Annotated in this window: 23 protein-coding genes; 9 read left to right on the top strand and 14 right to left on the bottom strand. The window is 60.9% G+C overall.

The features are described 5' to 3' along the window. Positions 1–49: 49 nt before the first annotated feature. Together K0V07_RS14890 and K0V07_RS14885 are read right to left on the bottom strand one after the other, a co-directional pair. On the bottom strand, positions 50–1,507 hold the full coding sequence (locus K0V07_RS14890) for an MFS transporter (protein ID WP_220622181.1): 1,458 nt from the start codon (positions 1,505–1,507) through the stop codon (positions 50–52). A gap of 164 nt (positions 1,508–1,671) precedes the next feature. Then, positions 1,672–3,108, bottom strand: a complete 1,437-nt coding sequence (locus K0V07_RS14885) for an MFS transporter (protein ID WP_220622180.1) — start codon at positions 3,106–3,108, stop codon at positions 1,672–1,674. A gap of 235 nt (positions 3,109–3,343) precedes the next feature. Between K0V07_RS14885 and K0V07_RS14880 the strand changes: the two genes are divergently transcribed. Continuing rightward, entirely contained in the window at positions 3,344–4,381 is a 1,038-nt protein-coding gene (locus tag K0V07_RS14880; RefSeq protein ID WP_220622179.1) for a metal-dependent hydrolase, read from the top strand. Positions 4,382–4,557: 176 nt separating this feature from the next. Here the strand turns inward: K0V07_RS14880 and groL are convergent, their stop codons facing one another. The 3 genes from groL to dnaK all read right to left on the bottom strand — a co-directional run bounded on the left by groL (position 4,558) and on the right by dnaK (position 8,690). After that, positions 4,558–6,207 carry a chaperonin GroEL gene (gene groL / locus K0V07_RS14875; RefSeq protein WP_220622178.1) on the bottom strand — a complete coding sequence of 550 codons (1,650 nt, stop codon included), beginning with the start codon at positions 6,205–6,207 and terminating at the stop codon, positions 4,558–4,560. Positions 6,208–6,326: 119 nt separating this feature from the next. Then, a complete protein-coding gene (locus tag K0V07_RS14870) occupies positions 6,327–6,626 on the bottom strand; it encodes a co-chaperone GroES (protein WP_220622177.1) in 300 nt (99 codons plus the stop codon). 99 nt (positions 6,627–6,725) lie between these two features. After that, on the bottom strand, positions 6,726–8,690 hold the full coding sequence (gene dnaK, locus K0V07_RS14865) for a molecular chaperone DnaK (protein ID WP_220622176.1): 1,965 nt from the start codon (positions 8,688–8,690) through the stop codon (positions 6,726–6,728). Positions 8,691–9,033: 343 nt separating this feature from the next. Here dnaK and K0V07_RS14860 point away from each other — a divergent pair, with 343 nt between their 5' ends. Both K0V07_RS14860 and K0V07_RS14855 read left to right on the top strand, forming a co-directional pair. After that, positions 9,034–9,588 carry a PEP-CTERM sorting domain-containing protein gene (locus K0V07_RS14860; protein WP_220622175.1) on the top strand — a complete coding sequence of 185 codons (555 nt, stop codon included), beginning with the start codon at positions 9,034–9,036 and terminating at the stop codon, positions 9,586–9,588. A 146-nt stretch (positions 9,589–9,734) separates the two neighbouring features. Further along, a complete protein-coding gene (locus tag K0V07_RS14855; RefSeq protein WP_220622174.1) occupies positions 9,735–10,022 on the top strand; it encodes a hypothetical protein in 288 nt (95 codons plus the stop codon). Positions 10,023–10,187: 165 nt separating this feature from the next. On the opposite strand, the gene K0V07_RS14850 is transcribed toward K0V07_RS14855, so the two are convergent. Then, positions 10,188–10,871 (bottom strand): LON peptidase substrate-binding domain-containing protein, encoded by a 684-nt coding sequence (locus K0V07_RS14850; protein WP_220622173.1) that lies wholly within the window; start codon positions 10,869–10,871, stop codon positions 10,188–10,190. Positions 10,872–11,103: 232 nt separating this feature from the next. Here K0V07_RS14850 and K0V07_RS14845 point away from each other — a divergent pair, with 232 nt between their 5' ends. From K0V07_RS14845 to K0V07_RS14820, 6 genes are all read left to right on the top strand, one after another. After that, entirely contained in the window at positions 11,104–12,030 is a 927-nt protein-coding gene (locus K0V07_RS14845; protein ID WP_220622172.1) for a hypothetical protein, read from the top strand. 105 nt (positions 12,031–12,135) lie between these two features. Beyond that, positions 12,136–12,555, top strand: coding sequence for a secondary thiamine-phosphate synthase enzyme YjbQ (locus tag K0V07_RS14840; RefSeq protein WP_220622171.1), 420 nt, complete (start codon positions 12,136–12,138; stop codon positions 12,553–12,555). Between the two features lie 57 nt (positions 12,556–12,612). Beyond that, positions 12,613–13,440, top strand: a complete 828-nt coding sequence (locus K0V07_RS14835) for a LysM peptidoglycan-binding domain-containing protein (protein WP_220622170.1) — start codon at positions 12,613–12,615, stop codon at positions 13,438–13,440. 142 nt (positions 13,441–13,582) lie between these two features. Continuing rightward, positions 13,583–14,743 (top strand): cysteine desulfurase family protein, encoded by a 1,161-nt coding sequence (locus tag K0V07_RS14830; RefSeq protein WP_220622169.1) that lies wholly within the window; start codon positions 13,583–13,585, stop codon positions 14,741–14,743. Positions 14,744–14,773: 30 nt separating this feature from the next. After that, complete coding sequence (gene recF, locus K0V07_RS14825) at positions 14,774–15,859, top strand: DNA replication and repair protein RecF (protein ID WP_220622168.1); 1,086 nt, start codon at positions 14,774–14,776, stop codon at positions 15,857–15,859. A 20-nt stretch (positions 15,860–15,879) separates the two neighbouring features. Then, complete coding sequence (locus K0V07_RS14820; RefSeq protein ID WP_220622167.1) at positions 15,880–16,644, top strand: sulfite exporter TauE/SafE family protein; 765 nt, start codon at positions 15,880–15,882, stop codon at positions 16,642–16,644. Positions 16,645–16,798: 154 nt separating this feature from the next. Here the strand turns inward: K0V07_RS14820 and K0V07_RS14815 are convergent, their stop codons facing one another. From K0V07_RS14815 to K0V07_RS14780, 8 genes are all read right to left on the bottom strand, one after another. After that, positions 16,799–17,887, bottom strand: a complete 1,089-nt coding sequence (locus K0V07_RS14815) for a hypothetical protein (protein WP_220622166.1) — start codon at positions 17,885–17,887, stop codon at positions 16,799–16,801. A gap of 106 nt (positions 17,888–17,993) precedes the next feature. Beyond that, positions 17,994–19,232, bottom strand: coding sequence for an MFS transporter (locus K0V07_RS14810; protein WP_220622165.1), 1,239 nt, complete (start codon positions 19,230–19,232; stop codon positions 17,994–17,996). Between the two features lie 114 nt (positions 19,233–19,346). After that, entirely contained in the window at positions 19,347–20,387 is a 1,041-nt protein-coding gene (gene hemA / locus K0V07_RS14805; protein ID WP_220622164.1) for a glutamyl-tRNA reductase, read from the bottom strand. Next, positions 20,374–21,237, bottom strand: coding sequence for a cytochrome c biogenesis protein CcsA (gene ccsA, locus K0V07_RS14800; protein WP_220622163.1), 864 nt, complete (start codon positions 21,235–21,237; stop codon positions 20,374–20,376). The genes hemA and ccsA overlap by 14 nt, the downstream gene beginning before the upstream one ends. 51 nt (positions 21,238–21,288) lie before the next feature. Further along, positions 21,289–22,323, bottom strand: coding sequence for a ferrochelatase (hemH, locus tag K0V07_RS14795; protein ID WP_220622162.1), 1,035 nt, complete (start codon positions 22,321–22,323; stop codon positions 21,289–21,291). A gap of 235 nt (positions 22,324–22,558) precedes the next feature. Continuing rightward, complete coding sequence (locus K0V07_RS14790; protein ID WP_220622161.1) at positions 22,559–23,869, bottom strand: PLP-dependent transferase; 1,311 nt, start codon at positions 23,867–23,869, stop codon at positions 22,559–22,561. A 253-nt stretch (positions 23,870–24,122) separates the two neighbouring features. Beyond that, complete coding sequence (locus K0V07_RS14785) at positions 24,123–24,779, bottom strand: GPP34 family phosphoprotein (RefSeq protein ID WP_220622160.1); 657 nt, start codon at positions 24,777–24,779, stop codon at positions 24,123–24,125. A gap of 208 nt (positions 24,780–24,987) precedes the next feature. Beyond that, entirely contained in the window at positions 24,988–26,604 is a 1,617-nt protein-coding gene (locus tag K0V07_RS14780) for a putative Na+/H+ antiporter (protein ID WP_220622159.1), read from the bottom strand. Between the last annotated feature and the right edge of the window lie 113 nt (positions 26,605–26,717).

Below are 26,717 nucleotides of genomic sequence, written 5' to 3'. Positions count from 1 at the left end.
CGGTAGAAATTGGGGCTATCCCGGCCCCTCGTCAAGCCTATTACTGGATTTATTCAATCTTATTTTCAGGATCGGTATTGGCATCCTTATGAGGGGGAGAGGACTTGCTGGCGGCTGCCTTCCGCGCGGAGCGGCGCGGGCGGCGGATTTTACGGCCCACGAGCGTGGTATTGGCCAGCGAGGCCAGACCAATACTTTGCATAGACTGGCGCACCATGCGGGTGGCCCCCCAGACGGTGGAGTAGCGTGGGTCGGCCTCCGGCTCACGGATACGCTTCAGGAACAGCAGCGACAGCAAAATGGCCACCGGGCTGATGGTGAACCCGATCCGGTAAATGACTACCGTGGACCAGCCCATGCTCTGCCCAAAGTTCAGGATCAGACCGGCGAGGATCGGGGCCATCCCGGCAGCGACGGATGTCGCCGCCAGATTCAGGCTGATGCCAGCCGTCTTTGCATCGTGAGGGATGATTTTGAGCAGGATGTTAAAGGAGCCCAGCAGGAAGGCCGCTGCGACCGAGCCGCCCCACAGAAACATCGGGTACAGCAGCCAGGTGGTGCCGGGAGTCAGTGCGACCCAGAGGAAGTTTTGCAGCTGCCACAGCAGCAGGCCCAGCCCGATCACGGGCATGCAGCCATGCTTGTCCATGAACTTCCCCCACAGCGGCATCGCGAGGGCCCCTGTCATGGTGGAAAAGATGTTCATGAGTGCGAACTGGCCGGGGCTGATCCCCAACTGCTCGTAGGCATAGACCGCCCCAAAGGGACCGGTGAGGTTGATCCAGAAGTTGATCCAGAAATTGAAGGCGACGAAGGTCAAAAAGCCCGGGTGTCGCAGCGTCAGGCGCAGTTGCGACCACCATTTACCCTGGATAAGCGGTTGGTCGGACTCGCTGGGGTCTTCGCGGGTGAGGTGCTCCGAGAGTACGGAGCCAAAGCGCATGATCGCGCCTACAGATAGAATCAGCTGGTAGCCATACACGCTGTCCGGGAACCACTTAAGCAGCCCCATGCTCATGAAGAGAAACGCCAGCGTCGTGAGGGCGATGTAGCGGTTGCGGCGGCCGAAGTAGTCGCCCCGGCTCTCCGAGGGGACCAGCCGCTGGACCCACGCCAGCCAACCCAGCCCCAGCAGCGAGGCACTCAGGCTGGCCAGGATAAAGAAGATCAGGAAAATCTGCCCCGCGACCGCCTGGTCCTGATCTGGCAGGTAGGGGAGCACCGCGGCCAGCAGGATCCACAGCCCGAGGTTTAGCCAGGACATTCCGATCGTCATGTCTCGGGCCGTAAAGAAACGCGCCAGAAACGGCATGAGCACGATCTGCGAGGCATTGGCCCACGCAGGCATCGAGACAATCAAGCCGAATAGCCCCGGCCTGATCCCGTAGTGCAGATTCAGCAAAGCGGAGATGATGAAGCCCGCCGGCAGCGACAGAATTGTCCAGGGAGTGGCCAGAATACCGTCAACCATCACGACGCGCAGATTTTTTTCTGTGCGTGCGTCCATACTCTATTCACGGAGATAACACCTTCGGCAGAGCTGCAAGAATAAAGCCAGAATAACGGCAAAAAACCGCCTCAGGTAGACCTGCCGCGCGGGATTTGTGCCCTCTGCACGGATAATGTGATGGCCGGTGAGTTTCTTAAGCGCCCTGTCTCCAAGCAGATGCTTTACTTGTCCGAGTCGTCATTATCGGAGAGCGGACCGTCTGAGTCATCATGATCGTTGTCATCGGACGGCTCGTTCTTACGCCTGTGGCGGATGAGCGTGATGTTCCCTAAAGTGGCCAGTCCAAAGCTCTGCATGCTTTGGCGAACCATGCGCATCGCGCCCCACACGGTGGAGTAGCGCGAGTCGGCGGCAGGCTCACGGATGCGCTTGAGAAAGATCAGCGATAGCAGGATGGCGACGGGAGCTGTCACGAATCCGACCCGGTACATCATCACCTGCGACCAGCCCCGGTCATCACCCATATCGAGCAGGAGCCCCACGATGATCGGGGCCGAGCCCGCGGCGATTGAGGTCGCGGCCAGGTTCAGGCTGATCGCGGTCGTCTTGGCTCCCGGCGGGATGATTTTCAGCAGCAGGTTAAACGATCCCAGCACAAAGCCTGCGGCTACCGAGCCACCCCACAGCCACATCGGGTACAGCAGCCAGGTGTTTTCCGGGGTCAGCACGGCCCACATCAGGTTCTGACACTGCCACAGCAGCAGTCCGAGGCCGATGGCCGGGACGCAACCATGTCGGTCGATGAACTTGCCCCACAGCGGCATTGCAAATGCGCCGGTGATCGTGGCCAGGATATTGAAAATCGCGAACTGACCGGGGCTCAGACCCAGGTGCTCGTAGACAAAGACCGTGCTGAAGGGGCCGGTCACGTTCATCCAGAAGTTCACCCACGCATTGAACAAAATGAAGGCCAGGAAACCGGGGTGGACGAGAGTCACGCGCAGCTGGCTCCACCACTTCCCTTGGACGAGGGGCTCGTTGTTGGACTTTTCGTCCATGATCAGGTGCTGGGCCAGCAGTGCCCCAAAGCGTCCGGCCATGCCGATCCCGAGCAGGATCTGGTAGGTGCTGACGTTGTCCGGGTACCACTCCAGCAGGCCCATGCTCACGAAGAGGAAGCCCAGCGTGACAAATGCGATGTAGCGGTTACGGCGCCCGAAAAACTCCCCCCGGATTTCTCCCGGCACGATCTGCCGCATCCATGCCAGCCACCCCAACCCCATAAAGGCCGCACTGCTGCTGGAAAGAATGAAGAAAATCAGAAATATCTGCCCGGCGGCGACGCGGTTGTCCTCGGGGAAGAATGGCAGCGCGCCCGTCAGCATAATCCACAGCCCGAGGTTTAGCCACGACATGCTCAGTGTCATGTCCCGCGCATTGAAGAACCGCGCGATAAAGGGCATGAGCAAAATCTGCGACGCATTCGCCCAGGCGGGCAGGGATACGATGAGCCCGAACATCCCCGGCCGGATACCGTAGTGCAGGTTCAGGAGCGCCGAGATGATAAACCCTGCGGGGACCGAGATAATCGTCCACGGGGTAGCCAGGATAGCATCAGCAATGCTGCAGCGCAGGTTTTTGCGCGTTTGGGGGTCCATACCCCTACAACGCAGATAAAACATGCTCCTCGCCTGCAAGGCTAAAGGACGCCCATTTGGCAAAAAAACACCCATTTGACGGGCGTTTGGGAACTGAACCCGTTCGGTGAGCTCTCAATCAGCAGCGAACGCACTCCCGGTTGTCCTGAGCAGCCGAGCCCACTTGCTTTTTTTAAGGGGCCGCATTCCCTGCCCGGTAGGCGTACGTTCTCGCGCTGGCTTTCACTTAAGTTACATGGATTCTCTGACTCAAATCGTCCTCGCCTCTTCCTTTTGTGCGGCTATCGCGCCGGCTGAAAACCGTCGGGCAGCCCTGCTGGCCGGGGCGGCTCTGGGGACGCTTCCCGACCTCGACAGCCTGCCGCTTATCCTGGCCACGGATAACCCGGTCGTGCTGATGACCTGGCACCGCAGCTTTACGCATTCGCTGTTCGTGCTGCCCCTCATCGGCTGGCTGATCTGGTGGCTGTGTAAACGCTATGGGCGGCGCGGCCGAGTCCGGGCGGCTCCGCGTCGCTGGTTCTGGGCCATCGAGGCGGCGCTGGTCACGCATCCGCTGATCGACGCCTGCACGGTGTACGGCACCCAGCTCTTCTGGCCCTTCATGCCGCCGCCGGTGATGCTGGCAAATCTCTTCATCATCGACCCGCTCTACACGATCTGGCTCCTGCTCGGGTGTATCATCGCGCTGATTGCAGGAGCGCGCCCACTCGCGCAAAAGGCCCTCGTCGCCGGGCTCGTCATCAGTACCGCCTATGCGGGGTGGGCCTTTATCGCAAAAACGCAGGCCGACCGCGAGGCCCGCGCGGAGCTGGCTCGTCTCGGCTACGCGGATGCTCCGTACTTCTCTGTGCCCACGCCGCTGAACACCCTGCTGTGGCGCTCTGTTGCCATGACTGAAGACGGCTTCTTCGAGGGCGAACGCTCGCTCGTCGCTGATGAGGGCCCCACGCGCTTCCGTCGCAATGCTTCGGATACGGCGGCGCTGGCAGAGGTACGTGATTACCCGAATGTGCAGCGCCTGCTGTGGTTCAATCACGGCTTCGTCAAGGCCGAGGTCGTCCCAGCCCCCGAGGGTGGGGAGTGGCTGATCCTGCGGGATCTGCGTATGGGCGCCGAGCCCTCCTACGCGTTTAACTTCGCTGTGGCCGAGCGTGATGACCCCACGGCCCCCTGGCGCGAAATCGACCCCCGCATGCTGCCCCGTAACAACGGCGGCGACCGCTGGTCCCTCGATGTCATCTGGGACCGTATCTGGCAAGCAGAGGGGTAGGGGGCGCGTAGCCCCCGATTCTCATCTAGTGAGTACTGCGTAAACAAAAAGGGCGTCGCTCGAAAGCGACGCCCTTGTAAAGGATGAGTTGTCAGGGTCAGCTGACAGGATGCTGAGTGAGTGACCTGCGGGAACCAAGAGGCGCAGCCTCTTCATTGCCCGCGGGTGCAGCCCGCCTACATCATGCCGGGCATGCCGCCCATACCGCCCATGCCGCCCATATCGGGAGCGCCACCGGCAGACTTTTCTTCGGGCATATCGGTGATCATGCACTCGGTGGTCAGGAGCAGACCGGAGACCGAAGCTGCATTCTGCAGGGAGGAGCGGGTCACCTTGGTCGGGTCGACGACACCGGCAGCGGCCAGGTCTTCGTACTCGCCCGTGGCGACATTGTAGCCCTTCGAGCCCTTGGACTTGAGAACTTCCTGGACGACGAGGCTGCCTTCGACACCGGCGTTCGAGCAGAGCTTCTTCAGCGGCAGTTCGATAGCGCGGCGGATGATCTTGGCGCCAACCTGTTCGTCACCTTCGAGTTCTTCGGCAACCTTTTCGATAGCGGCAGCCGTGCGCAGCAGGCCGACGGAACCACCGATGGAGATGCCTTCTTCGACGGCGGCACGGGTAGCGTGCAGGGCGTCTTCCACGCGGGCCTTCTTTTCCTTCATGTCGGGCTCGGTCGGGGCGCCAACATTGATCACGGCGACACCGCCAGCGAGCTTAGCCAGGCGTTCCTGGAGCTTTTCGCGGTCGTAGTCGGAGGAGGTTTCCTCGATCTGGCGACGGATCAGCTTCACGCGGGCCTGGATGTCAGAGCTCTTACCGGCACCTTCGACGATGGTGGTGTTTTCCTTGTCGATGACAACGCGCTTGGCCTGGCCGAGGTCGGCGAGCTGAACGCTTTCGAGCTTGATGCCGAGGTCTTCGGTGATCAGGCGGCCACCGGTGAGGATGGCGATGTCTTCGAGCATGGCCTTGCGGCGGTCACCGAATCCGGGAGCCTTGACGGCAGCGACATTCAGGGAGCCACGCAGCTTGTTCACCACGAGAGCGGCGAGGGCTTCGCCTTCGACGTCTTCGGAGATGATGAGGAAGGGCTTGCCGGTCTTGGCCACGTTCTGGAGGATCGGGAGCAGGTCATTGAGGCTGCTGATCTTCTTTTCGTGGATGAGGATGTAGGCGTCTTCGAGGACGCAGTCCATCGTCTCGGCATTGGTCACGAAGTACGGGGAGAGGTAGCCCTTGTCGAACTGCATACCTTCGACGACGTCGAGGGTGGTTTCGATACCCTTGGCTTCTTCCACCGTGATCGTGCCGTCCTTGCCGACCTTGTCCATGGCGTCGGCGATGATGTCACCGATTTCGCTGTCCCAGTTGGCGGAGACGGTAGCGACCTGCTTGATTTCTTCGCGGCTGGAGACCTTCTTGGAGTCCTTGGCGAGCTTGGCGACGGCGGCTTCAACAGCCTTGTCGATCCCGCGCTTGAGGAAGATCGGGTTCGAGCCGGCGGCGACGTTCTTCAGGCCTTCGCGGAAGATAGCTTCGGCCAGAACGGTGGCGGTGGTGGTACCGTCACCAGCGCTGTCGGAAGTCTTGGAGGCGACTTCGCGAACCATCTGGGCACCCATGTTTTCGTACGGGTCCTTGAGCTCAACTTCCTTGGCGACGCTGACACCGTCCTTGGTGACGGTCGGCGAGCCGAATTTCTTGTCGATAAGAACGTTGCGGCCCTTCGGTCCGAGGGTCACGGCAACGGCCTTGGCGAGAGCTTCGACGCCAGCGAGGATCTTCTTGCGGGCGGCTTCATCGAATACCATTTGCTTAGGCATGGTCTATATAAGTTTGTTGTTTTCTTGTTTGTAAGTGTTTGGTCCTGTTGGCACTCGTATTCATTTTTTGAATACGGCATCATGGCGCAGCCATGATCAATGCCAGCGGGTGCAACCCGTTAGCCGACGATGGCGAGGATGTCGTCCTCACGCAGCAGCGTGTAGACGTCGTCGCCGAACTTGACCTCGGTGCCACCGTACTTGGAGACGATGACCTTGTCACCGACCTTGACGTTGAACGGCTGGGCTTCGCCCTTGTCGTTCTTGGCGCCGGTGCCCAGGGCGACCACTTCGGCCTCCTGCGGCTTTTCTTTAGCGGAATCCGGGATGTAGATACCGCCCTTGATTTGTTCCTGTTCTTCGACCGCCTTTACGAGGACGCGATCTCCGAGGGGTTGGATCTTAGGTGCTTTACTCATGGTTTGTTGTTAGAACTTGGGTTTAGTTTGAATGGTTGTGTCTAAAAGAAAAGTCACTGGCCGATGCGTGAATGACCGGCCAGTGACTGGCTTGAAACTTTATTTCTTGTCGTCGTCGACGACCTCGAAGTCGGCGTCAACTACGTTCGGGTCGCTGGACTTGGACTCCTCGGCGGGGGGAGCGGTTCCCGCTCCGGCGGCTGCGGCTGCAGCAGCGGCGGCGGGGTCCATGCCCTCGGCACCGGCCTGGCCGTAGATGTCCTGAGCCACCTTGGAGAACTCCTCGGTGATCTTGGTCGCGGCGGCCTTGAGCTCGTCAGCGGAGGCGGACTGGTTTTCGAGAACCTTCTTACCCTCGGCCACGGCGGCTTCGATCGGGGCCTTCTTGTCGGCCGGGATCTTGTCCCCGAGTTCACCGAGCTGCTTGTCGGTCTGGAAGACCAGGCCGTCGAGCTGGTTGCGGGCTTCGGCGGAGTCGCGCTTCTTGGAGTCCTCGGCGGCGTGCGCTTCGGCTTCCTTGCGGAGCTTTTCGACTTCGTCCTTGTCGAGGCCGGAGGAGCCGGTCAGGGAGATTTTCTGCTCCTTGCCCGTGCCCTTGTCCTTGGCGGTGACGTGGAGGATGCCGTTGGCGTCGATGTCAAAGGTGACCTCGATCTGAGGCATGCCGCGCGGTGCGGGCGGGATGCCGTCCAGGCGGAAGTTACCGAGGCGCTTGTTGTCGTTGGACATCGGGCGCTCACCCTGGGTGATGACGATGTCAACGGCGCTCTGGTTATCCGCGTAGGTGGAGAACACCTGGCTCTTCTTGGTCGGGATGCGGCTGTTGCGCTCGATCATCGGGGTGGCAACGCCACCGGCCGTTTCGATCGCGAGGGTCAGCGGCGTCACGTCCAGCAGGAGCACGTCGCGCACGGACGGGTCGTTGGAAAGAACTGCACCCTGAATGGCGGCACCGATGGCGACCACTTCGTCCGGGTTCACACCCTGGTGGGGGTCCTTACCGGCGAGTTCGCGGGCCACGTCAACGATGGCGGGCATGCGGGTCATACCACCGACGAGGACGAGCTCGTTGATCTGCCCGGCGTCGAGGCCAGCGTCCTTCAGGCACTTCATGAAGGGCTCCTTCGTGCGTGCATTGAGGTCGCCGGTCAGCTGCTCGAGCTTGGAGCGGGAGATCTGCACGTTGAGGTGCTTCGGGCCGGAGGCGTCCGCCGTGATAAAGGGCAGGTTGATGTCGTAGCTCTGGGAGGAGGAGAGGGCGATCTTGGCCTTCTCGGCTTCTTCCTTCAGACGCTGCTTGGCCATCGGGTCGCCGAGCAGGTCGATGCCGTGCTCCTTCTGGAAGTCCTCGGCCAGCCACTTGATGATGGTCGTGTCCCAGTTGTCACCGCCGAGGTGCGTGTCCCCGTTGGTAGCCTTGACCTCAAAGAGACCGTCACCGATCTCGAGGATGGAAATATCGTAGGTACCACCGCCAAGGTCGTAAACCGCGATGAACTCGTCGCTCTTCTTGTCGAGGCCGTAGGCGAGGGAAGCAGCGGTCGGCTCGTTGATGATGCGGAGGACTTCAAGACCGGCAATGGCACCGGCATCCTTGGTGGCCTGACGCTGGGCGTCATTGAAGTAGGCCGGCACGGTGATGACGGCCTTGTCGATCTTTTCACCGAGGTACTTCTCGGCGTCGGCCTTCAGCTTTTGCAGAATCATGGAGGAGATCTCCTCCGGGGCGCTCTGCTTGGTTTCGCCGTTGACGACGTATTCGATCCAGGCGTCTCCGTTCTTGCCTTCGACAACCTTGTAGGGAAGGCCCTTCGCCTCTTCCTGGACTTCGGTGTACTTACGTCCGATGAGGCGCTTGGCCGAAAAGATGGTGTTGGCGGGGTTGGTGATCGCCTGGCGCTTGGCCGCCTGCCCGACAAGACGTTCGCCATTCTTGGCGAATGCCACTACGGACGGCGTGGTACGCGCGCCTTCCGAGTTCGGGATGACGACCGGCTCGCCGGCTTCCATCACCGCCATGCACGAATTGGTCGTGCCCAAGTCGATTCCTAAAACTTTGCTCATGCCAATCCCTTTGCAGGGACTGTGCCGTTAGGATTTTTATTTGTTTAAGTTGCTTACTAACAGGATGATACCGTTGTCTTGTTCGGCTGGGGAGGCGACTGGGACATCGTCAATGTGGCGCAGAATGTCCCACCTGTGTCACAGTTGGCGCGGTGAGTGTGACAGGAGCCAAGGCAGCGGATTTGCGTGTCACTGAGCGTCTACTCGACTGGTATCGGGCCTGCTGGGGCAATTTCTTGACATTCATGGGAATAATAACCCCCATAAGGACTCGTGTAGGCTATTCGCTATGAAAAAACTCACCTTACTTACTCTCTGTCTTCTCTCACCGTGTTTATCAGCCATGGCTGCTCTGACCCTGCAGGTGAACACTGATAATAAAACGATGGCCTTTGTCGGATCGTTTGATGGCACGATCGAGGATTCGGGAGGCGGTAACTACATTATCTCCTTTCAGAACCTCAATGCCGGTGTCTATGGGAATGAAGACGGCTATCTGACGGGGGTCTCCGATGCCCTGAAGTTTGTGGTCTCTGGAGGCGAAGAGGTGACCATGTACATGGACTTCACCAGCGAAACGGAAAACGTTAATATCAACCTGAGCATGTACACCCAGCTCGGTGGCGCCGACACGATCAGCGGAGCCATCACCGGTACCGGTACGTTCATTTCGTATGCGGGGCTGGGGGCAGATGGCGAGGCTCAGGCGATTGAGCGCTTTGAGGCTCTCATCGGACAGGACCTGAGCATGGGGCAGTATGACGGCAGCGGCTTTGGCAGCATCCGTATCGAAAAGGCACTGACGGTGCCCGAGCCCTCCACCTACGCCTTGATCGCAGGGGCCGCCGTGCTGGTCGTGGCGTTTTTTGTACGCCGCTGCCGACGCTCACGCGAATAGCAGCGGAGGCGACTGTTCAACGCCTTGCTCACAACGACTCTTTTCGGCCACTCCTGCTCAGGGGTGGCTTTTTTATGTGCTCAGTGCAGGGGGACGGATGGGCACGCTTGACTCTTGGCCCGCCCTGGCCGAGCTTGTTGGCTTTTATGCCGCCGAATAAGAAAAAGGAAACCGACTACGCTGCGCTCAATTCGGACTTCATGCGTATCCCCAAGATGAAGGTCGAGGCGGCGCGCGCGCTGCTCTCGCTCGGGATGAAGTACTCCTATGAGCTGGAGGGGCGCTCCGGAGAGTCGCTTTTCGCCGACTACAAAAAGCTCAAGCCGAACGCCGACCCTGAGCTGCTGGCCTATTTCCGTCTGGCGGTGTACTGCGCCGAGCATAAGCCACCCGAGCCCGCGATGCTGGAGCTCTCCCACTGGCGGAAAAACTAGTGTGGTGTCAGCTTAGTTCTTCGTGAAAAAATTTCACCGCAAAGACGCAAAGGCAGCACCATTTTAGGCATTATCGGTTACCGGGGTAGGCGCGTAGCGCAGTAGGTGGCTGGCACCCCTGATGCTGCACCAGCCGGAGTGTCCTGTGCGATCACGCCCTCAACCCTAGTTCAGCTCGATGCGATCGTCGGGCAGGTCGCCACGCAACTTGTGCTCGATGACGAGGTTCTCATTTGCGCGCTGAAGCACCGAGTGGAAGTGCCGGAAGCGCTCGGCGGTACTGAGCGTTTCGAGCAGGCGCTGTTTTTCACGGTCGTCCGGGCACAGCGCAAAGGCGGCCAGATCCAGAAAGGTGTCGTCGTCGCCGAGTGAGCCAAGGAAGTCCATCACCTCGTCGGGGACTTCGCCCCCGAGCTTGGCGTGGGCCAGGAGCAGCTCGGTCAGGCGGGCACGGTCGGCATTGAGAGAGTCCTGCTGGGCGCCGGGCTCGGTGGCCAGCGGCTCGATCCGCACCATCCGGTACGGATCCTCGGAGATGATCTGCTGGATGCGGACGCGGGCCAGCCCCTGGATGATCAGGTTCGAGGTCTCGTCCTCGTTCAGGTGGCTGGCACGGATGATGCCGACAGAGGCGATGCCAAAGGGCGGCTCGAACTCCCCGGTGGCGCGTTCTTTCTCGGAGTCCTGTCCGGCCACGACAAAGAGCCGGTCGTTTTTGAGCACATCCTGAAGCATCTGCCGGTAGCGCGGCTCAAAAATATACAACGGTAACATCGCATGCGGAAACAGCACCACATCCGGCAGCGTCATGACGGGGATCTCGGCGGGAATGTCCACCTGCATGCTCATGGATAATATAGTTTAAGCATTTTCCGGGCACATGCGAACGGATTTTATCGAAAATGCTCAGTAAGCATCTATTACTATGTGATAGGTAGGGTGTGTAATGCCCCGGAATAAGCTGTCTCGAACCTTCATCTATATCTGTTTTCTGGCCATCTGTTGCGCGCACTCGCTCTATGCTAATGGGATGCGGCTCTATTGTGTCGGTAATTCTCTCACCTGGGATATGTGCCCAAGTATGCTTGACGAAGCCTTTGAGTCAGCGGGTTGGAGCCTGGAGGCCGGGTGGCATATTGCCTGCAGCCGTTCTCTCACCTACATGTTGGAAGACCCCGAATACACCTGCGTGACTCCTCCTGAGCCATACGGGGCATGGCCAAACGCGCTGGCAAACTATGATTGGGACGCGATCACGTTTCAGTCTTATCCCTATGGGGAGGCTACGGCGCAGACTGAGATGGAGGCCGTGTCCGTCATGATCGATATGGCGACGGCGGATGACCGGAATCAGGACTGCGTTTTTTATTTATATGTGCCCTGGCCGAGCGTGTCCTCAGTGGCATCGTGGCAGAGTGAGTGGGCACGCCCCTATACAGACCCGACTGCGCAAATCATAAAGAGTGAGGCTTACTACGAGTACCTGTTTGCTATGATGTGCGAGGCCTATCCTGAGCTGGACATTCGGATGATACCGGTTGGGCAAGTGCTCGCGCAGTTGGATCAGAAACTGAATGAAATCCCTATCCCGGTATTAGAGGACGGAGAGATGGCTACCAGTGTGTATGATCTGTACCGGGATATTTATCATATGGCAGGGCAGGGGCGGTATATCGCTCATCGTACCGTGGTCTCGACATTACTTGGTGTTGAGCCCTCGAGTTTTACTATCGATTCGGAGGTGGCGAGAGTCCCGCTGGATCAGGCATACCAGGCCCTGGCACAGGAGGTGATGTGGTCGGTCATCAGTAATAATCAGGACACCGGTGTCACTGAGAGCGAGCCCAGCATCTTCTTCCGGCAGAACACGGGCACGAGGGAGATTGTTTACCGCGGCAAGCTCTACCAATCAACCGACCTGCAGAACTGGAGTGCCGTAGACTCGGCCTCCCCGTATCGCCTGGAGCCTACCCAAACGTATTTTTATCGTGCCGCAGTCGTGCGATAACTCGCATCTGAGTGGGATGTGAAACGCGAACAACGGGTCCAACCATGATATCCGGGACAATCCCGCATCCTTGACTCGGTGGGACGGGCCGGGCAGTAAGGACGCATGGCGGTATATACGAAAATGCTCAGCCTGCGTACGAGCGGGCAGGGGACTTATGAGTTTACGGACGAGATCACGGATGCGCTGCGGGGCAGTGGCCTCCGGGAGGGCACGGTGACGGTCTTTTGCTGTCACACCAGCTGCAGCCTCGTCATCATGGAAAACGCCGACCCCTCCGCGCGGCACGACCTCCACTACTTTTTAAACAAGCTCGTGCCGACCGACGACCCGCACTACACGCACACGCTGGAGGGGCCCGACGACATGACCAGCCACATCAAGATGGCGCTCACGCGCACGGCCGAGGTCGTTCCCTTTGTGGATGGGCGCCTGTGTCTGGGGACCTGGCAGGGTGTATACCTCTGGGAGCACCGCGACGCCTCACATTCCCGCCGGATCGTCCTCAGTTTTCAGGGAGAGTAGCCTTGCGGGGCCGAAAGATTCTTGCCTTCGGTGTGAGGGCTGGCAGATAGTTTGCCGATGGGAAAAATCTGGTTTGCCCTGGCCGTCGTCCTATTCTCGCTGGTGGGTTGCTCCGACAAGAGCAGCTTTGAAGTCGTGCCCGAGCGGGACGAAAAACACTTCAACCGTGGGCAGATCAAGCTCAGCGAGCAGCGCTACGATGAGGCGCTGGACGCCTTTCTGAAGGTGATCGAGAAGCGTAAGGAGGCCCCGGAGTCTCACCTTGAGGCCGGTCGCCTGTATCAGGACTTCCTCGGTGATCCCGTAGCCGCGATCTACCACTACCGCAAGTATCTGGAATACCAGCCCGACAGCGATCAGGCCCCGCTGGTCAAGCAGATGATCGAGTCCGCGAAAAAGGACTTCGCCCGGCAACTGCCCGGTCAGCCCTACAACGACGAGGTCGAGCGCCTGGACCTGCTGGAGATCATCGAAAGCGTCCGTGCTGAAAACCTTGAGCTCAAGCGCCAGTTGGCCGGAGCCCGCGCCCGCGTTGAGCAGTTGGAGGGGGTCGCCGTCACCGCGCCATCCTTCTCCTCAGCCAGCACCTCCACCACGACGAGCCGCAGCTCGACACCCACTACGACCACTCGCACGGCTCCTACGACGACAACCAGCCGACCGGTCAGCACCGCCTCCCGGCCGAGCGCGGCCCCAGCCGCATCCGCCAGTACCAGCGGGATGCGCATGTACACCGTGCAGGAGGGGGATACACTCTCTCGCATCAGCTCAAAGTTTTATGGCACGCCAGCCCGCTGGCAGGACATCTTTAACGCCAACCGCGATATCATGGCCAGCCCTCACTCCCTCCGCCTCGGCCAGCAGATCAAAATCCCGCCACAGTAGGCAGGGCAAGGCCTGCACCCTAGATGCTTCGCATCTTGATAGGGCTCTGCCCCAGGGGTAGCCCATCCCAGGCATTTTGCCATTGCTGGTGAAATAGTTTTGCGCGTGAGGCGGTTTTGGGGCATAGTGTTTGACTGCGACGATGAGCTACTTTGACAACAACGCGACGACCCGCATGGACGCTGTGGCCGAAAAGGCCTGGATGGACGCCAACCGCGAGTTCTGGCACAACCCGTCCAGCCCGTACAGCGCGGCCGCCCGCGCCCACAACAAGCTGGAGGATGCCCGGCAGCGCCTGGCGCAGATGATGGACGCCGACCCGAAGCAGATCGTGTTCAACTCCGGGGCAACTGAGGGGAACAACGCGCTTTTCCAGTTCTTCCAGCGCTTCGATCCGCAGGGGCGTGTGATTGTCTCCGCCGTCGAGCACCCCTGTGTGCTGGCCAGCGCGCGCACCTGCTTCCCGAATCAGTGCGACATCCTCCCGGTCAATGCGCAGGGCGTGGTGGATATTGACGGGCTGGAAAACCTTTTGAAAAAGGGCGGCGTCGCGCTCGTCTCCGTCATGGCTGCCAACAACGAGACCGGGGCCGTGCAGCCCTGGCCCGAGGTGGTCAAACTCTGCCGCAAGTGGGGCGTACCCTGCCACCTCGATGCGGCCCAGTGGATCGGTAAGCGCACCTGCGCGGGCATGGGCCGGGCGGACTTCGTGACCGGCTGCGCGCACAAGTTCGGCGGCCCCAAGGGCGTCGGCTTTATCAAGATTTCCGACGCTTTTAACGACTTCCAGTGCTTCCAGGGCGGCGGTCAGGAGGACGGCCATCGCGCCGGCACCGAGAATATCCCCGGCATCCTCGCCATGGTCGCCCAGCTGGAGGCCCGCGAACGCGCGCTTGAGGAAACTGCCACGGCCTGGGTCGTGGGACGCCAGATCTTTGAGCACACGGTTAAGGACATCGTGCCGGGTGCGCGTGTGGTCTGCGAAAAGGCTGATCGCCTCGGAAACACCTCCTGCCTGATCATGCCGAAGTTTCCCAACGCCCGCTGGGTCACCGTGCTGGATCGGCTCGGCTTTCAGGTCGGGCGCGGCTCGGCCTGCGGCACCGGTAAGGCTGCCCCCTCGCACGTGCTGGCCGCCCTCGGACTCTCCGGGGAGGAAGCCAAGCGCGCCGTACGCGTGAGCGCCGGGTGGGACACCACGCCGGATGACTGGAAGGGCCTCGCCAACGCCTTTGCCACCGCCTTTAAAAAGCTCCGTGCCGAGCAGGATGCTCCCAGTAACTCGACGGTCATCTCGATCTAAAGGGGGGCGGCTCGCTCTCACATCCCCGGCATGAAACTGCTCAGGCTCCATGCGGAGAACTTCCGCAATATCGAACAGGCGGCGCTGAGCTTTGAAAAAACCAGCACCTTTCTGCTCGGGCGTAATGGCCAGGGAAAGACGAACCTGCTGGAGGCCGCGGGGATGGTCACCGCGCTGCGTTCATTTCGGACCACGGAGACGCGCGCGCTCATCCGCCACCACCAGCGACAGGCCCGGCTCTTTGTCGTCTGCGAGCGCGAGGGCGAAGGCACTTCCGAGATTACGCTCGGCTTTTCCTCATCTGGAAAAGACATCCAGTGCGACGGCGAGAAGGTCACCCGCCTGGCAGACTTTCTGGGGCGCTTCCCGACGGTGACGCTCTCCTCTGAGGACATCCAGCTCATCCGTGGCGGCCCGGCTCTGCGCCGCCGCTTTCTGGACATGACGCTCTCGTCCATGCGGGCCGATTACTTTGAGGCACTGCGGCGCTATCACCGCGCCCTGAAGGAGCGCAACCAGCTGCTCAAGACCGGTACCGGCCCGCGTGAGGCCGAGCTGTCCGCTTTTGATAAGGCACTGGCGCCGGCCGCTGTCACCGTCTGCCGCCTGCGCCGCGAGGGCGTCGAGGCTCTGGGGCGTGACTTGCGCGCTGCCTATGCGGTGATCAGTGACGGAGCCGAGGAGCCGGAGCTGCGCTATCGGCCGGAGTCCGTCTTTGAGGATACGGAGTCCGCGCTTAAGTGCCTGCGCGAGAACCGGACCGCGGACCTCATGCTCAAGTCCACCCAGCGCGGCCCGCACCGCGACGATCTGGACCTGCGCGTGGGGGGCCGAAAGGCTCGCGAATACGCCTCCGAGGGGCAGCAACGTTCGCTCGTGGTCAGCCTGCGTCTGGCGCAGATGGCCAGCTTTGAGCAAAGCTCGGGTGTGCGCCCGGTCATCATGGCTGATGACGTGCTGGGGGAGCTGGACCCGCCCCGGCGTGAACGCTTTTGGCGGGCGATCGGGCCGGATCGCCAGATCATCGCTACCGGTACGGAGCCTCCTCCGGCAGGCGAACGCGACTGGGACATCCTGCATGTCGCCGACGGGGCCTTCTCGCGCAGCGACAGTTAAAACATATTGAAGTCACTTTTATGGATATTTCCGATCTCACCGCTAACCAGTGGATGCTGGGCATCGCCGGAGCCCTTTTTATGGGCATGGGTAAGGGCGGGCTGCCCGGCCTGGGTAACGTCGCCATCTGGTTTTACGCGACGGCCTTCGGGGCCAAGCCCTCGGTGGGCATCCTGCTGCCCGTGCTGATCTGTGGCGATATGGTGGCTACGATTGCCTACCGGCGGCATGCGGACTTCAAGCAGGTGTTCCGGCTGATGCCGTGGAGCATGGTCGGCGTGGTCATCGGCACGTTGCTGTTTGGGTGGATCCCGGCGGATGTCTTTGCGCAGGTCATCGGCGGGTTGCTGCTGTTTATGACGGCGTTGCACTTCTTTCGCCAGTGGCTCATGCGTAAGAAAGAGGAGGGTCACGACGACCCCGTCCCGCACAAGATGTGGTTCTTTGGGTCAGTGGGTGCGCTCGGTGGGGTGGCGACGATGCTGGCCAATGCCGCAGGGCCGATTGCCTCGTTTTACTTCATGGCGATCAAGCTGCCGAAGCTGGCCTTCATCGGGACGACCGCCTGGTACTTCATGCTGATCAATGTCTTCAAGCTGCCGTTTCAGGCCGGGGTCAACAACCTGAACTTGTCCTCGCTCAAGATCAGCCTGTGCTTCGGAGTGTTCGCGGTAGCGGGCGGTTTTATCGCCCCGCATGTGGTCAAATACATCCCTCAAAAAGCCTATAATACCGTTATCTGGACGCTGATCATCGTGGCCTCCCTCTCGCTCATCGTAGGCTAGGGGGCTGGAATCACTGCGCAGTGCACCAACATCGGGTGCGATCGATGGTGCCCCGCAAGTTCGTTGCCGATAGGCCTGCTTCATGGCATTACTCCAAGAAATGCCATCCATATGCGAAGCATCTAGGGTCCAGGGCTATGCCCTGGCTGGCTGCTTAGCGGTAGTAGAGGTAGCTGGCGATCAGTCCGGCAAAGTAAATGATCGGGAAGCTCCAGCGGAAGAACCGGTCGACCATGTTTGAAAAGCTGGTGTACCCTCGCTTGCGCAGGGAGCTGATCATCAGGCTTTCAAAGATGGTCAGGCACATCACGACAAAGGAGTAGAGCAGGATCGTGTCCGTAAAGGTGAAGTAGTCGATCCGGGGCATGGAGCCGTCGATCAGGAACTGGTAGGCCACGATGGTCAGGATGCCGATAAAGGACACATTCAGGCGGTCGGAGAGGCTCTCCGGGTCGAGCCAGAAGACGGCCCACATCAGCAGCACGAGGATGATCAGCGGCACGATCACCTTCCAGATCAGATTCTTTGACTGGCGCTTGAGCGTGATTTCGAGGCTCAACTCCGAAAAGCTCCTGTTTCCGCCGTAGTACCGGAAGTCTGCTTCCTGCTCCTTGAGGTCGAGGCCGAGCAGCTTCCACTGGGCGATATTTACGTCTTCGTTGGCCTCGGCATGGGCTTCGCTGGCACCGAGTACGCGCTCATCGACGACCAGCTTGACCTGGTCGCTGTAGTCCCCAAAGGAGACGATCGTGCCCACCAGTGTCTGCGTATCGAACGGGAAGGACCGCAGTTTCATGGGCGTTTCCAGCAGCACGCTGCGCTGATCCAGGTAGCGGACGTGCCCGTCCGGAGCGATCATGATCTTGACCGCGTTTACATCGCCGCTGCCCACCTGGTTGACGAAGAGCAGCTGCGGCCACCACGCCGAGTAGATTTCGTTAAACTGAAAAGCGCCCTGGAAGAGCTTGTACGGGGCACCTTCTTCCTCGGGGTCAAAGGCCAGCCGCTTGTCGTCCCACTCGGCTGTCACAATCAGCTCTACCTCAAAGGTTTCGTTGAGCTCGTCCAGATCGATGATATCGGCTAGAAAGACCCCGACCTTTACCTCGGTCGGCTGGCTGGGCGGGTTAGGCATGCCGGGCTCGACCTTACTCTGGGCGCTGGCAGTCGTCGTCCCCAGGTGCAGGAACGCGAGGTTTACGAACGTCAATAATACGAAGCGTATGGCGGTGAGCCTCATCATGCTAATGGACCATAAAAGACCGACAAATGCTGTCCAGCGCTTTTAGAGTCCTTTGACGCTGGTTCCAGAAATGAGAGGGCAGGCGACCGCTTAAGAGAAGGGATGCTCATGCTGCCCGCATGCGGGGAGACTTCCAGGCGAGTGCAAACATCGTGCTGGCCAGGATCATGCCCCCTGCGCAGACGTAGCTGAGCAGATGCGGATCGAGGTGGGCGAGCACCCAGTACCCGATAAAGGGGGCGAGCGTGCCCCGCAGGCCGGTCAGTGCGGTGTGGGCGCTCATGTACTTGGAGACTTCACTGGAGGGGGCGAGCTTCGTCACCCAGAGGGTCCAGCCGATGGCACCACCGCCCATCGCCGCCCCGATGAAGGCCATCCCCAGTCCGAGGAGCGGGAGCGAGTGACTGTTGAAGTAGATGAGGAAGCCGGTAAAGAAGCAGGCGTTGATGCACACGCGCCAGACGATGAAGTTGATCTTGTCGAAAAGAAAACCCCAGACCTTCGTGCTGAGCATGCGGATGATCATCGGCACGATAAAGGTCACCAGCGCGATCTCGAAGTTCGTGGCATTGATGCCGTAGCGCGGGTCTGCCATGTACTCGATGCGCAGGGGGATCGTCATCAGGTTACTGGTGCCGATCACCATCCAGCACAGCAGCAGCCAGCCGAAGAGCTTGTCCTTCCACATCACGGACAGGCTCTTGAAGGGGTTGGCGTTGGCCTTGCGGTCCAGCGGCTGCGAGGGGATGCGCCTCACGATGAACGAGCTGACCACGCAGACCGCCGCCATCCCGGCCAGAATAATCGGGAAATACGTGATGTCACGGTCGAGAGCCTCCCCCCCGAGCCAACCTGCGCAGATAGCCCCCATGGCGAGCAGGATGAAGGCCGTGGACACCTTGGTGCCGCGCTCGCCGGGCCGATAATTCGCCGAATAAATCTGAACCAGCAGCGGCGGGTTTTGCACAAAGAGGATATTGGCCGCCATGAAGAAGGCCAGAAACAGCGCCAGGGTGGGCGCGATCATGGCTCCACTGATACACAGGGCGCACAGGATCATGATGATCGAGATCAGCCACGAGGTGGGCTTACCGGTGCGTCCGCATGCCGCGATGGTGAAGGTATTCAGCAGAAGCCCGATAAACGTCGCCGCCGGGAGCAGCGCCTTCAGATAGACCGGCATGTCAAAGTACCGGATCGCGATCAGCAGGGAAAAGGTGACCCAGCCCGGCTCCAGCAGCCCGTAAAAAAAGCCCCGCCAGCGGTCGTAGAAGTACGTGGTCTTGGCCACGGCCCGGTCCGCCCCGTCAGCAAGGGTAGGGGCAACGGCGGGTTCGGGTCTCATATTGGGTGCGGGTCGGGAGGTTCAACCCTCCACAGTGGTGTCCGCTCCCATCCGCGGCAACCCTCAAAAGCGCGTGGTCATGCCGCTACGCTATGGCGTGTGGCTGCTTCAGCCTTAGCTGGGCCGCGAGCACAGGTGGCCCCAGAGATGCGCGGCGCGCTCGAGCAGGGCGTGGCGGGCCTTTTCGACTTCGGCCTGCCGGGCTTTCAGGTTCTCATTGGCGATGGCGGCGAGGTCGTCGAGGTTGTAGAGGTAGACGTTGCTGAGCTTGCCGACGCTGCCCTCGATGTCACGCGGCAGGGCCAGGTCGATGGCGAAAAGCGGACGGGTGGGGCGCTGACGCAGGGCGGGGGCGACTTCGTCCTTGCGCAGCAGGGGTTCGGTCGAGGCGGTCGAGCAGATCACGATGTCATGAAATGCCAATACGCGCGGCACATCCGAGATACTCATGCACGGCCCCTGAAAGGCGTCTGCCAGCTCCCGGGCCTTGATCAGGTTTCGCCCCGCTACGGTGACGCGGGAAGCACCTCGGCTGACAAGGGCCTGCACGGTCTTTTCGGCGACCTCGCCGGTCCCGACGAGCAGGACAGAGGCGTCCTTGAGGTCGCCGCAGACACGCTGGGCAAGCTCGGCAGCGACATTACCGACGCTGATCTGGCCGCGCCCGATACCGGTGTGGGTGCGCGCCCACTTGGCGGCTTGGAAGCTTTTCTGGAAGAGCCGGTTCAGCACCGGGCCAGTGGCGGCTGCCCCGGAGGCCCCGGCATAGGAGCTCTTGAGCTGCCCGAGGATTTCGGTCTCGCCGACCATCTGGGAGTCCAGCCCGGCGGCGACCTCAAAGGCATGCTGCACGACTTCCTCGCCCGTGAGCCAGAACCCGTGCTTGAGAAAGGCCGAGGTGTCGAAGCCATGCGAGCGGCGCAGGGATTCCTCCAGCTGCTCGCGGCTGCCGACTGCGTCGGCCACGCCGTAGATTTCGACACGGTTGCAGGTGTTGAGGATGAGGCACTCGCTCAGGCCGGCATCCTGGCGGAGTCGTTCGTAGAGGGCCTGGGCTGAGTCTGTGTTGAGCGCAAAGGTTTCCCGCACTTCCAGCGATGCTGTCCGGTGCGAGCTGCCGAGCAGAAAAAGCCGGGGATTGTCAGCGGCTTGCATCGTCGTAAAGGTCCGTGCCCGTCGCCGGAGCGTCTGGGGCGGTACGGAGCATCAGCGGCCACAGCGAGACGAGGGCCGCGACGAACAGGATCACGCAGGCCCGTGCGAAGGGCGATGCGATGAGCCGGTTGGAGTTACGTAGGAAAAGCAGGGTCAGGTAGGCCGCCCATACGGCGATGGCGACGATGAGCTTGAGGGCGCCGATCGTCCCCGGCAGGGCGATCCAGTTGAGGCAACCAATCGCCACGGCGACGGTCAGCACGCTGACCCCGAAAATGATCAGCTTGCTGTTGATGTCCTCCAGCTGGCGGATGGCGGGCAGCAGGGAGAAGATACCCCCGGCCTTGCGGCGGTTGAGCCCGTAGTTCTGGATCAGATACATCAGCGAGGTGATGGCCAGCACCCCGAAGACCCCGTAGCTGAAGACCGCCAGCACCGCGTGGAAGCCGACCCACGGGTTTGTCCCGATGTGGGTGGGCACGGCGGTGTAGTCCCACTCGGGGGTGGCCAGCGAAAGTGCCCCGAGTACGGTGGCCAGCCCCGCGCTGAAGAAATTCAGCAGGTTGAGCCGAAACAGGGGCCGCAGGATGAGGTTCAGGCAGACGCCGCTCCAGGAGAGTACCTGGAGGATTTCAAACGGGTTGGTCAGCGGAAAGGCCCGCTCCTCGATGCCCCGAAAGTACAGCCCCAGACTCTGGAAGATAAAGCCGCCCACCAGCAGCGTCATAAAGATGGACCGGATGAGCCTTTTCTCCGAACTGATCGAGACCAGCGCAAACAGGAACGACAGTGCGTACAGGACGCTGCCGATCCAGAAAAGCGAATGGTCGGTATGGAGTTCGGGTGTCATGAAACGCGTAATCTATACGCTGAGAGGCTTCAAAAGCAACCGCAATAGGGCTCAGGATGCGGGCAGTGTGGCCAGCCAGCTATCGACCCGACCATTGAGTACATCCAGCCATGCCGGGTGGTTGTTGAGGCAGGGGATTTGCTTAAAGTCCTCGCCCCCGGCCTCCAGAAAGGTCTCCTTACCCTCCATGGCGATCTCCTCCAGGGTCTCAAGACAGTCCGAGACAAAGGCCGGGCAGATCACGCGCAGGCGCTTTACGCCTTCTTGGGGAAGCTCCTGGAGCCGGAAGTCCGTGTAGGGTTTCAGCCACGGGTCGCGGCCCAGCCGTGACTGGAAGGACACGGCGACCTTGTCGGGGGATAATCCGGCCCGCTCGGTGAACGCGCGCGTCGTCGCGAAGCACTGGTGCCGGTAGCAGGTGCCGTGAGCAGGGTGCTCGGTCTCGCAGCAACCGGGCACGCACAGGCAGTGCGCATGCGAGGGGTCGGACTTGCGGACGTGGCGCTCGGGGATGCCGTGGTAGGAAAACAGCAGCAGGTCGTAGGGCTCCTCCAGATGGGGGCGGGCGCTCTCGATCAGCGCGTCTATGTAGTCGTCGTCTTTATAAAAGGGCTGGAGTGTAGCTGTTTTTACAGAAAAATCCTGGGCTGCGATTTCATCGGTCACGCGCACAAGCACGGTCTCGTAGCTGCTCATGGCGTAGTGTGGGTACAGCGGCACGATAAACAGGTGCGTCACACCGGCGGCTTTGAGGCGGCCAATGGCCTCGGGGATGGAGGGGGTGCCGTAGCGCATGGCCAGCTCGGCGATGACCTCGGGGTGTTTCTCCGCGACGGCTTGCTGCTGCTGCTCACTGGAAACAATCAGAGGCGAGCCCTCGGGCGTCCACACCTTTGAGTAGGCCTCGGCTGAGCGCTTCGGGCGAAAGGGTAGGATCAACCCGCGCACGACAAAGTTGCGGATCGGCGCAGGAGCGTCGATCACGCGCTCGTCGAGGAGGAATTCCTTCAGGTACCGCCGCACGTCCGGCACGGAGGTGGAGTCGGGGGAACCGAGGTTGAGCAACAGGACGGCTGGTTTGACCATATCGCACTAGAAACACATTACGCGTTCCTTGCAACGTTAGTACACCGTTTTCCGCCGGGTTGCACCCGGTGGCATAGATGGGGCTCTGCCCCATCGCTCACTGCGTTCGCTGCCCCATTAACGGGCTACTTGTAAAATGGTGGCACCCCGTTTTAGAGAATCCGTTGCCGGGGCAGCGACTGAAAGAAGCGTAGGGGCGGAGCCCCTCATTGTCCGGTGCGGTCACGCACCCCGCTTAGGCCTTTGCCAGTGCCTGTTCGAGGTCGGCGTGGATGTCCTCAAAGTCTTCGATACCGACACTCAGGCGGACGAAGTCCGGCGTGACCCCGGCCGAGATCAGTTCTTCCTCACTGAGTTGGCTGTGGGTGGTGGTCGCCGGGTGGATGGCCAGGCTCTTGGCGTCACCGATATTGGCCAGGTGGCTGAAGAGCTGGAGGGACTCGATAAACTTTTTGCCCGCGTCCAGACCGCCCTTGATGCCAAAGCCCAGGAGCGCCCCGAAGCCACCGTTCAGGTACTTCTTTGCCGGTTCGTGATGCGGGTGGTCCTTGAGGCCGGGATAGGTGACCCATTCGACCTTGTCGTGGGCGTTGAGGTACTCGGCCACCTTGAGCGCGTTCTCGCAGTGGCGCTGCATGCGCAGGTGGGCCGTCTCGATACCCAGCAGAGTGAGCCAACTGTTGTGCGGTGAAGGGCAGTTACCGGTGTCGCGCAGCAGTTGCAGGCGCATCTTGAAGGCAAAGGCGACGTTGGCCCCACCGGCGGGCGGGAAGGCCTTGAACGCGTCCCAGTGGACGAGGCCGTGGTAGCTGTTGTCTGGCTCGGTAAAGCCGGGATGGCGCCCGCGGCCCCAGTCAAAGTTACCTCCGTCCACAACCATGCCGCCAATGGCCACGCCGTGACCGCCGAGGAACTTCGTGGTGCTGTGCGCGACGACGTTGCAGCCGTGCTCGATGGGGCGGCAGATCAGGGGGGCGACGGTGTTGTCCATGACGAGCGGGATGCCCAGCTCGTCCCCGATGGCGGCGACTTCGGCGATGGGGAAGACGTTCAGGCGCGGGTTGCCGAGGGTTTCCCCGAAAAAGGCCTTGGTGTTCGCTTTGACGGCCTTGCGGAAGTTCTCCGGATCGTTGCCGTCCACAAAGCTGACCTCGATCCCGAGCTTCGGGAGGGTGTAGTGAAAGAGGTTGTAGGTGCCGCCGTAGAGCTGGGAAACGGAGACGATGTGATCCCCGGCACCGGCGAGGTTCAGGATCGAGTTTGTGATGGCAGCCGAGCCACTGCTGTGGGCCAGACCAGCAGTCCCGCCCTCAAGAGCGGCCACACGGGCCTCCAGGACGTCGTTGGTCGGGTTACCGAGGCGGGTGTAGATCGGGCCGAGTTCTTTCAGGCCGAACAGGTTAGCGGCGTGCTCGGTGTCCTTAAAAACAAAGCTGGTGGTCTGGTAGATCGGGGCGGCGCGGGCGCCGAAATCGCTGTCAGGGGATTGACCGGCGTGAACGGCACGGGTGCCGAGACCTTTCATGGGGATCGTGTTTTCGCTCATAGGTACGACATATCCCAAAGCCTCCCCGCCCAAAGGCAAGCGCGATTTGCGTGCTGCGCGGTGAGCCCGTGCCTGCGATTTCGGGGGCTGCGCGCCCCCCGTACCCCGCGCCAGGCGAAGCCTGTACTTTCGATACTGCGCATCGAAACTCAGTCACCAGCAGGAGTTCATCCTGACGGGGCAGGCACGCAGTGCCGATGGGGCAGAGCCCCATCAGGATGCGAAGCATCCAGGGTGCAGGGCCTTCGCCCTGCTACATGCCGATGTAGGCGATGGTTTCGAGGATGGCGTCCTGGATGTGCTGAATGGCGCGGGCGAGCGCCTGCCCGATGAAGTCCATCTTGGCGACTTCCGCGATGCGGGGGCGGGCCTTTTCCAGCTCTTCCTCTGTAAAGACGTAGGGACTCAGGTCGCAGGCCTTCATCAGGCAGATGATGACAACGTCCTGGGGGTCGGGAATGGCATCGCTGAGAATGACCTTACGGATGCGGGACTTGACCTCGGCTTCCTCGGCCCCGTCGATCACGGGGTAGCGCCGCTCGGGCATGACCCAGAGGAAGCGACATTTTTCCTGTCGCAGGATTCCCTTGGCCACGAGGCCCTGAAAAAGTTTTTTGCGCACCTCCTGGATGTTTCGCAGGCCAGCCGAGAGGGCGTTCTGGATCGGGAGGCGGTCCCGGTCTTGCGGCATGGCGTCGAGCACGAGGTCGAGCAGTTCGTCTCCGGTCGCGGTGCGGTCGAGGACGGACAGCTCTTTTTCGTCCGTATCGATCCGTTTGTGAAAGGCCAGCTCCATCAGGATCGCTCCGGCCAGAGCCAGGTCGAGCGCCCGGTCGGGGAGGGGATGGAGCTTCCCGCTGGAGTCGTCGAGAGCCAGCAGGAGGATTTCTTCGGCGAAACGCAATGGCATGAGAGCTAATCGGGTTAAGGGTTGGCGGCTTGGGAGAGTCGACCGCGCTGTCTTTCTGGCAACAGCAGAAGTATTCTGCGCTGAGACTGCTTTAGCAATTCAAATTTATGGTGGGTGAGCGTGCTCGCTCACCATGAAAAACCCCGCGGGCGGACCGGTTTAAATCCGGGACTGCGCGCGGGGTTTCGCAAATGGGAAGCTCTTCGGCTTAGCGGAAGTGCACGTGAGGCAGGATCATGAAGCAGAAGGCCATGACGATCGTCGGAATGGCCGCTCCGAGCAACAAGCCGAGGGGTGAGATGCCACCCTTGAAGAACTTGTTGAGGATGCTCTGGCCAGCCGGGTTGGGGGCGTTGGCGATGACGGTCAGGCCGCCACCAGTGACAGCCCCGGCCACGACCGCGTACTGCAGGGCCTGAGCCCGCAGGAGGTCTGCGCCTTCCTTCAGCGCGCCCGTCGCGGTATGGGTGTCAAAGATCGGTACCTGCGAGGCCAGGTAGGTGATGGCGGCGTTGTCGTTCACCGCCGTGAGCAGAGTCGAGCCGATAAAGAGCGGGATCTGCTCCAGGCTGCCCAGCACGGGCGAGATCCACCAGCCCTGCAAGCCGCCGTGGATTTTCAGGGCGGCGAGGAAGAAGCCGACCAGCATCGGGCCGCGAAGCTTGATCTGGTACTGGTAGTGGGAGGTGCCCACGGTAAAGGCGATAAAGGCCAGGAACCCACTGACGAACAGAGGCGGGTGGTGCAGGGTCATGACCGTCCAGGCCACGAAGCCGACATGCACCAGTACGATCCAGTAGGGGACCGGGTCGGCCTCGGGGTCGGCCTCCTGCGTAGGTGTAGGCTCGGGAGCACCCGCCAGCAATGTGGCGAACTGCTTGCGGAAAATCATGAAGTAGATGGCGTTCGAGATCAGAATCCCGAGCACGGCGCGCCAGCCGAAGGTGAACAGCATGTGCGGCAAGTCCCAGCCCCAGCCGGTGGCAACCATCAGGACAGGCGGTGCTGCGAAGTGCGTCAGCGTGCCACCCACCGAGACGTTTACAAAGAGCAGGCCGAGCGTTGCGTAGGCAAAGACCGGAGCGGGCTTGTACTTATAGAACTGCTGACCCAGCAGCAGGGCGGCGATGGTCATGGCGGCAGGCTCGGTGATGAAAGAGCCGAGAATCGGCGCAATCGTGAGAATGGACAGCCACCAGGCCGCCGGGCTGTGCTTACCGATACCGGCCACGATGCTGAGAGCGTCACGCGCCAGCTGGAGAATCGGCCGGGAGGAGGCGATGGCCATGATGACCACGACAAAGACCGGCTCGGTGTAGTCCTGCTCGTCGATGTAGTGGATGGCTACATCCAGGCCCAGTCCGTTCCAGAAGGTGATGATCAGGAACAGAGGAAGCACCCAGATGCCGAAAATCGCCTCAACCTCGCCCAAAAAGTGAAAAACTGTGGCCCGGAAGCTGACCGGCTCCTTGCCGTTGACGTAGCGCTTGTTTTTGCCTTCGCCACTCTCGGCATGCTCCTTTTCCAGCCGGTGAGCTATATGCATGAACTTGCCCGCGAAAAAAGTGTGAATGATCGCCCCGAAGAACAGCAGCGTCACCACCAGGTTGATCGGCTCGGCCTCGGCACGCATGACAAGCGTATCCCACAAGCCAAGCTCTTCGACGCCCTCCTGGGTGGCTTTTTCTTCTTCGACGTGACGGTAATCTTCCAGTGGAAGCGGAAACGTCGGGAGGTCTTTGGCGGCGGCGGCGCCTGCAGCGTTAGCAATAATGGGTGCAAACAGGCAAAGGCAGGCCAGTACTGTCGGGAAAAATCTCGGCATGGTTGGACGCAGGTGAGAGGTCGTGTTGTCGTTTGTTTGTTCGGCTTATTAGCCGTTCTCGCAACGGTTATGAGAAAGCAAAGAGCCCGCATGGCAAGTCGGATCTGCCGAAT

This window comes from Ruficoccus sp. ZRK36, from assembly GCF_019603315.1.
In the GTDB taxonomy this organism is placed as follows: Bacteria; Verrucomicrobiota; Verrucomicrobiia; order Opitutales; family Cerasicoccaceae; genus Ruficoccus.
This window is presented reverse-complemented; position numbering and strand designations above follow the sequence as displayed.

Bases quoted from the DNA above. Each gene is read 5' to 3' on its own strand.
- K0V07_RS14890 (WP_220622181.1), bottom strand. From the start codon at position 1,507: ATGGACGCACGCACAGAAAAAAATCTGCGCGTCGTGATGGTTGACGGT.
- K0V07_RS14885 (WP_220622180.1), bottom strand. From the start codon at position 3,108: ATGGACCCCCAAACGCGCAAAAACCTGCGCTGCAGCATTGCTGATGCT.
- K0V07_RS14880 (WP_220622179.1), top strand. From the start codon at position 3,344: ATGGATTCTCTGACTCAAATCGTCCTCGCCTCTTCCTTTTGTGCGGCT.
- groL (WP_220622178.1), bottom strand. From the start codon at position 6,207: ATGCCTAAGCAAATGGTATTCGATGAAGCCGCCCGCAAGAAGATCCTC.
- K0V07_RS14870 (WP_220622177.1), bottom strand. From the start codon at position 6,626: ATGAGTAAAGCACCTAAGATCCAACCCCTCGGAGATCGCGTCCTCGTA.
- dnaK (WP_220622176.1), bottom strand. From the start codon at position 8,690: ATGAGCAAAGTTTTAGGAATCGACTTGGGCACGACCAATTCGTGCATG.
- K0V07_RS14860 (WP_220622175.1), top strand. From the start codon at position 9,034: ATGGCTGCTCTGACCCTGCAGGTGAACACTGATAATAAAACGATGGCC.
- K0V07_RS14855 (WP_220622174.1), top strand. From the start codon at position 9,735: ATGCCGCCGAATAAGAAAAAGGAAACCGACTACGCTGCGCTCAATTCG.
- K0V07_RS14850 (WP_220622173.1), bottom strand. From the start codon at position 10,871: ATGAGCATGCAGGTGGACATTCCCGCCGAGATCCCCGTCATGACGCTG.
- K0V07_RS14845 (WP_220622172.1), top strand. From the start codon at position 11,104: ATGCTTGACGAAGCCTTTGAGTCAGCGGGTTGGAGCCTGGAGGCCGGG.
- K0V07_RS14840 (WP_220622171.1), top strand. From the start codon at position 12,136: ATGGCGGTATATACGAAAATGCTCAGCCTGCGTACGAGCGGGCAGGGG.
- K0V07_RS14835 (WP_220622170.1), top strand. From the start codon at position 12,613: ATGGGAAAAATCTGGTTTGCCCTGGCCGTCGTCCTATTCTCGCTGGTG.
- K0V07_RS14830 (WP_220622169.1), top strand. From the start codon at position 13,583: ATGAGCTACTTTGACAACAACGCGACGACCCGCATGGACGCTGTGGCC.
- recF (WP_220622168.1), top strand. From the start codon at position 14,774: ATGAAACTGCTCAGGCTCCATGCGGAGAACTTCCGCAATATCGAACAG.
- K0V07_RS14820 (WP_220622167.1), top strand. From the start codon at position 15,880: ATGGATATTTCCGATCTCACCGCTAACCAGTGGATGCTGGGCATCGCC.
- K0V07_RS14815 (WP_220622166.1), bottom strand. From the start codon at position 17,887: ATGATGAGGCTCACCGCCATACGCTTCGTATTATTGACGTTCGTAAAC.
- K0V07_RS14810 (WP_220622165.1), bottom strand. From the start codon at position 19,232: ATGAGACCCGAACCCGCCGTTGCCCCTACCCTTGCTGACGGGGCGGAC.
- hemA (WP_220622164.1), bottom strand. From the start codon at position 20,387: ATGCAAGCCGCTGACAATCCCCGGCTTTTTCTGCTCGGCAGCTCGCAC.
- ccsA (WP_220622163.1), bottom strand. From the start codon at position 21,237: ATGACACCCGAACTCCATACCGACCATTCGCTTTTCTGGATCGGCAGC.
- hemH (WP_220622162.1), bottom strand. From the start codon at position 22,323: ATGGTCAAACCAGCCGTCCTGTTGCTCAACCTCGGTTCCCCCGACTCC.
- K0V07_RS14790 (WP_220622161.1), bottom strand. From the start codon at position 23,869: ATGAGCGAAAACACGATCCCCATGAAAGGTCTCGGCACCCGTGCCGTT.
- K0V07_RS14785 (WP_220622160.1), bottom strand. From the start codon at position 24,779: ATGCCATTGCGTTTCGCCGAAGAAATCCTCCTGCTGGCTCTCGACGAC.
- K0V07_RS14780 (WP_220622159.1), bottom strand. From the start codon at position 26,604: ATGCCGAGATTTTTCCCGACAGTACTGGCCTGCCTTTGCCTGTTTGCA.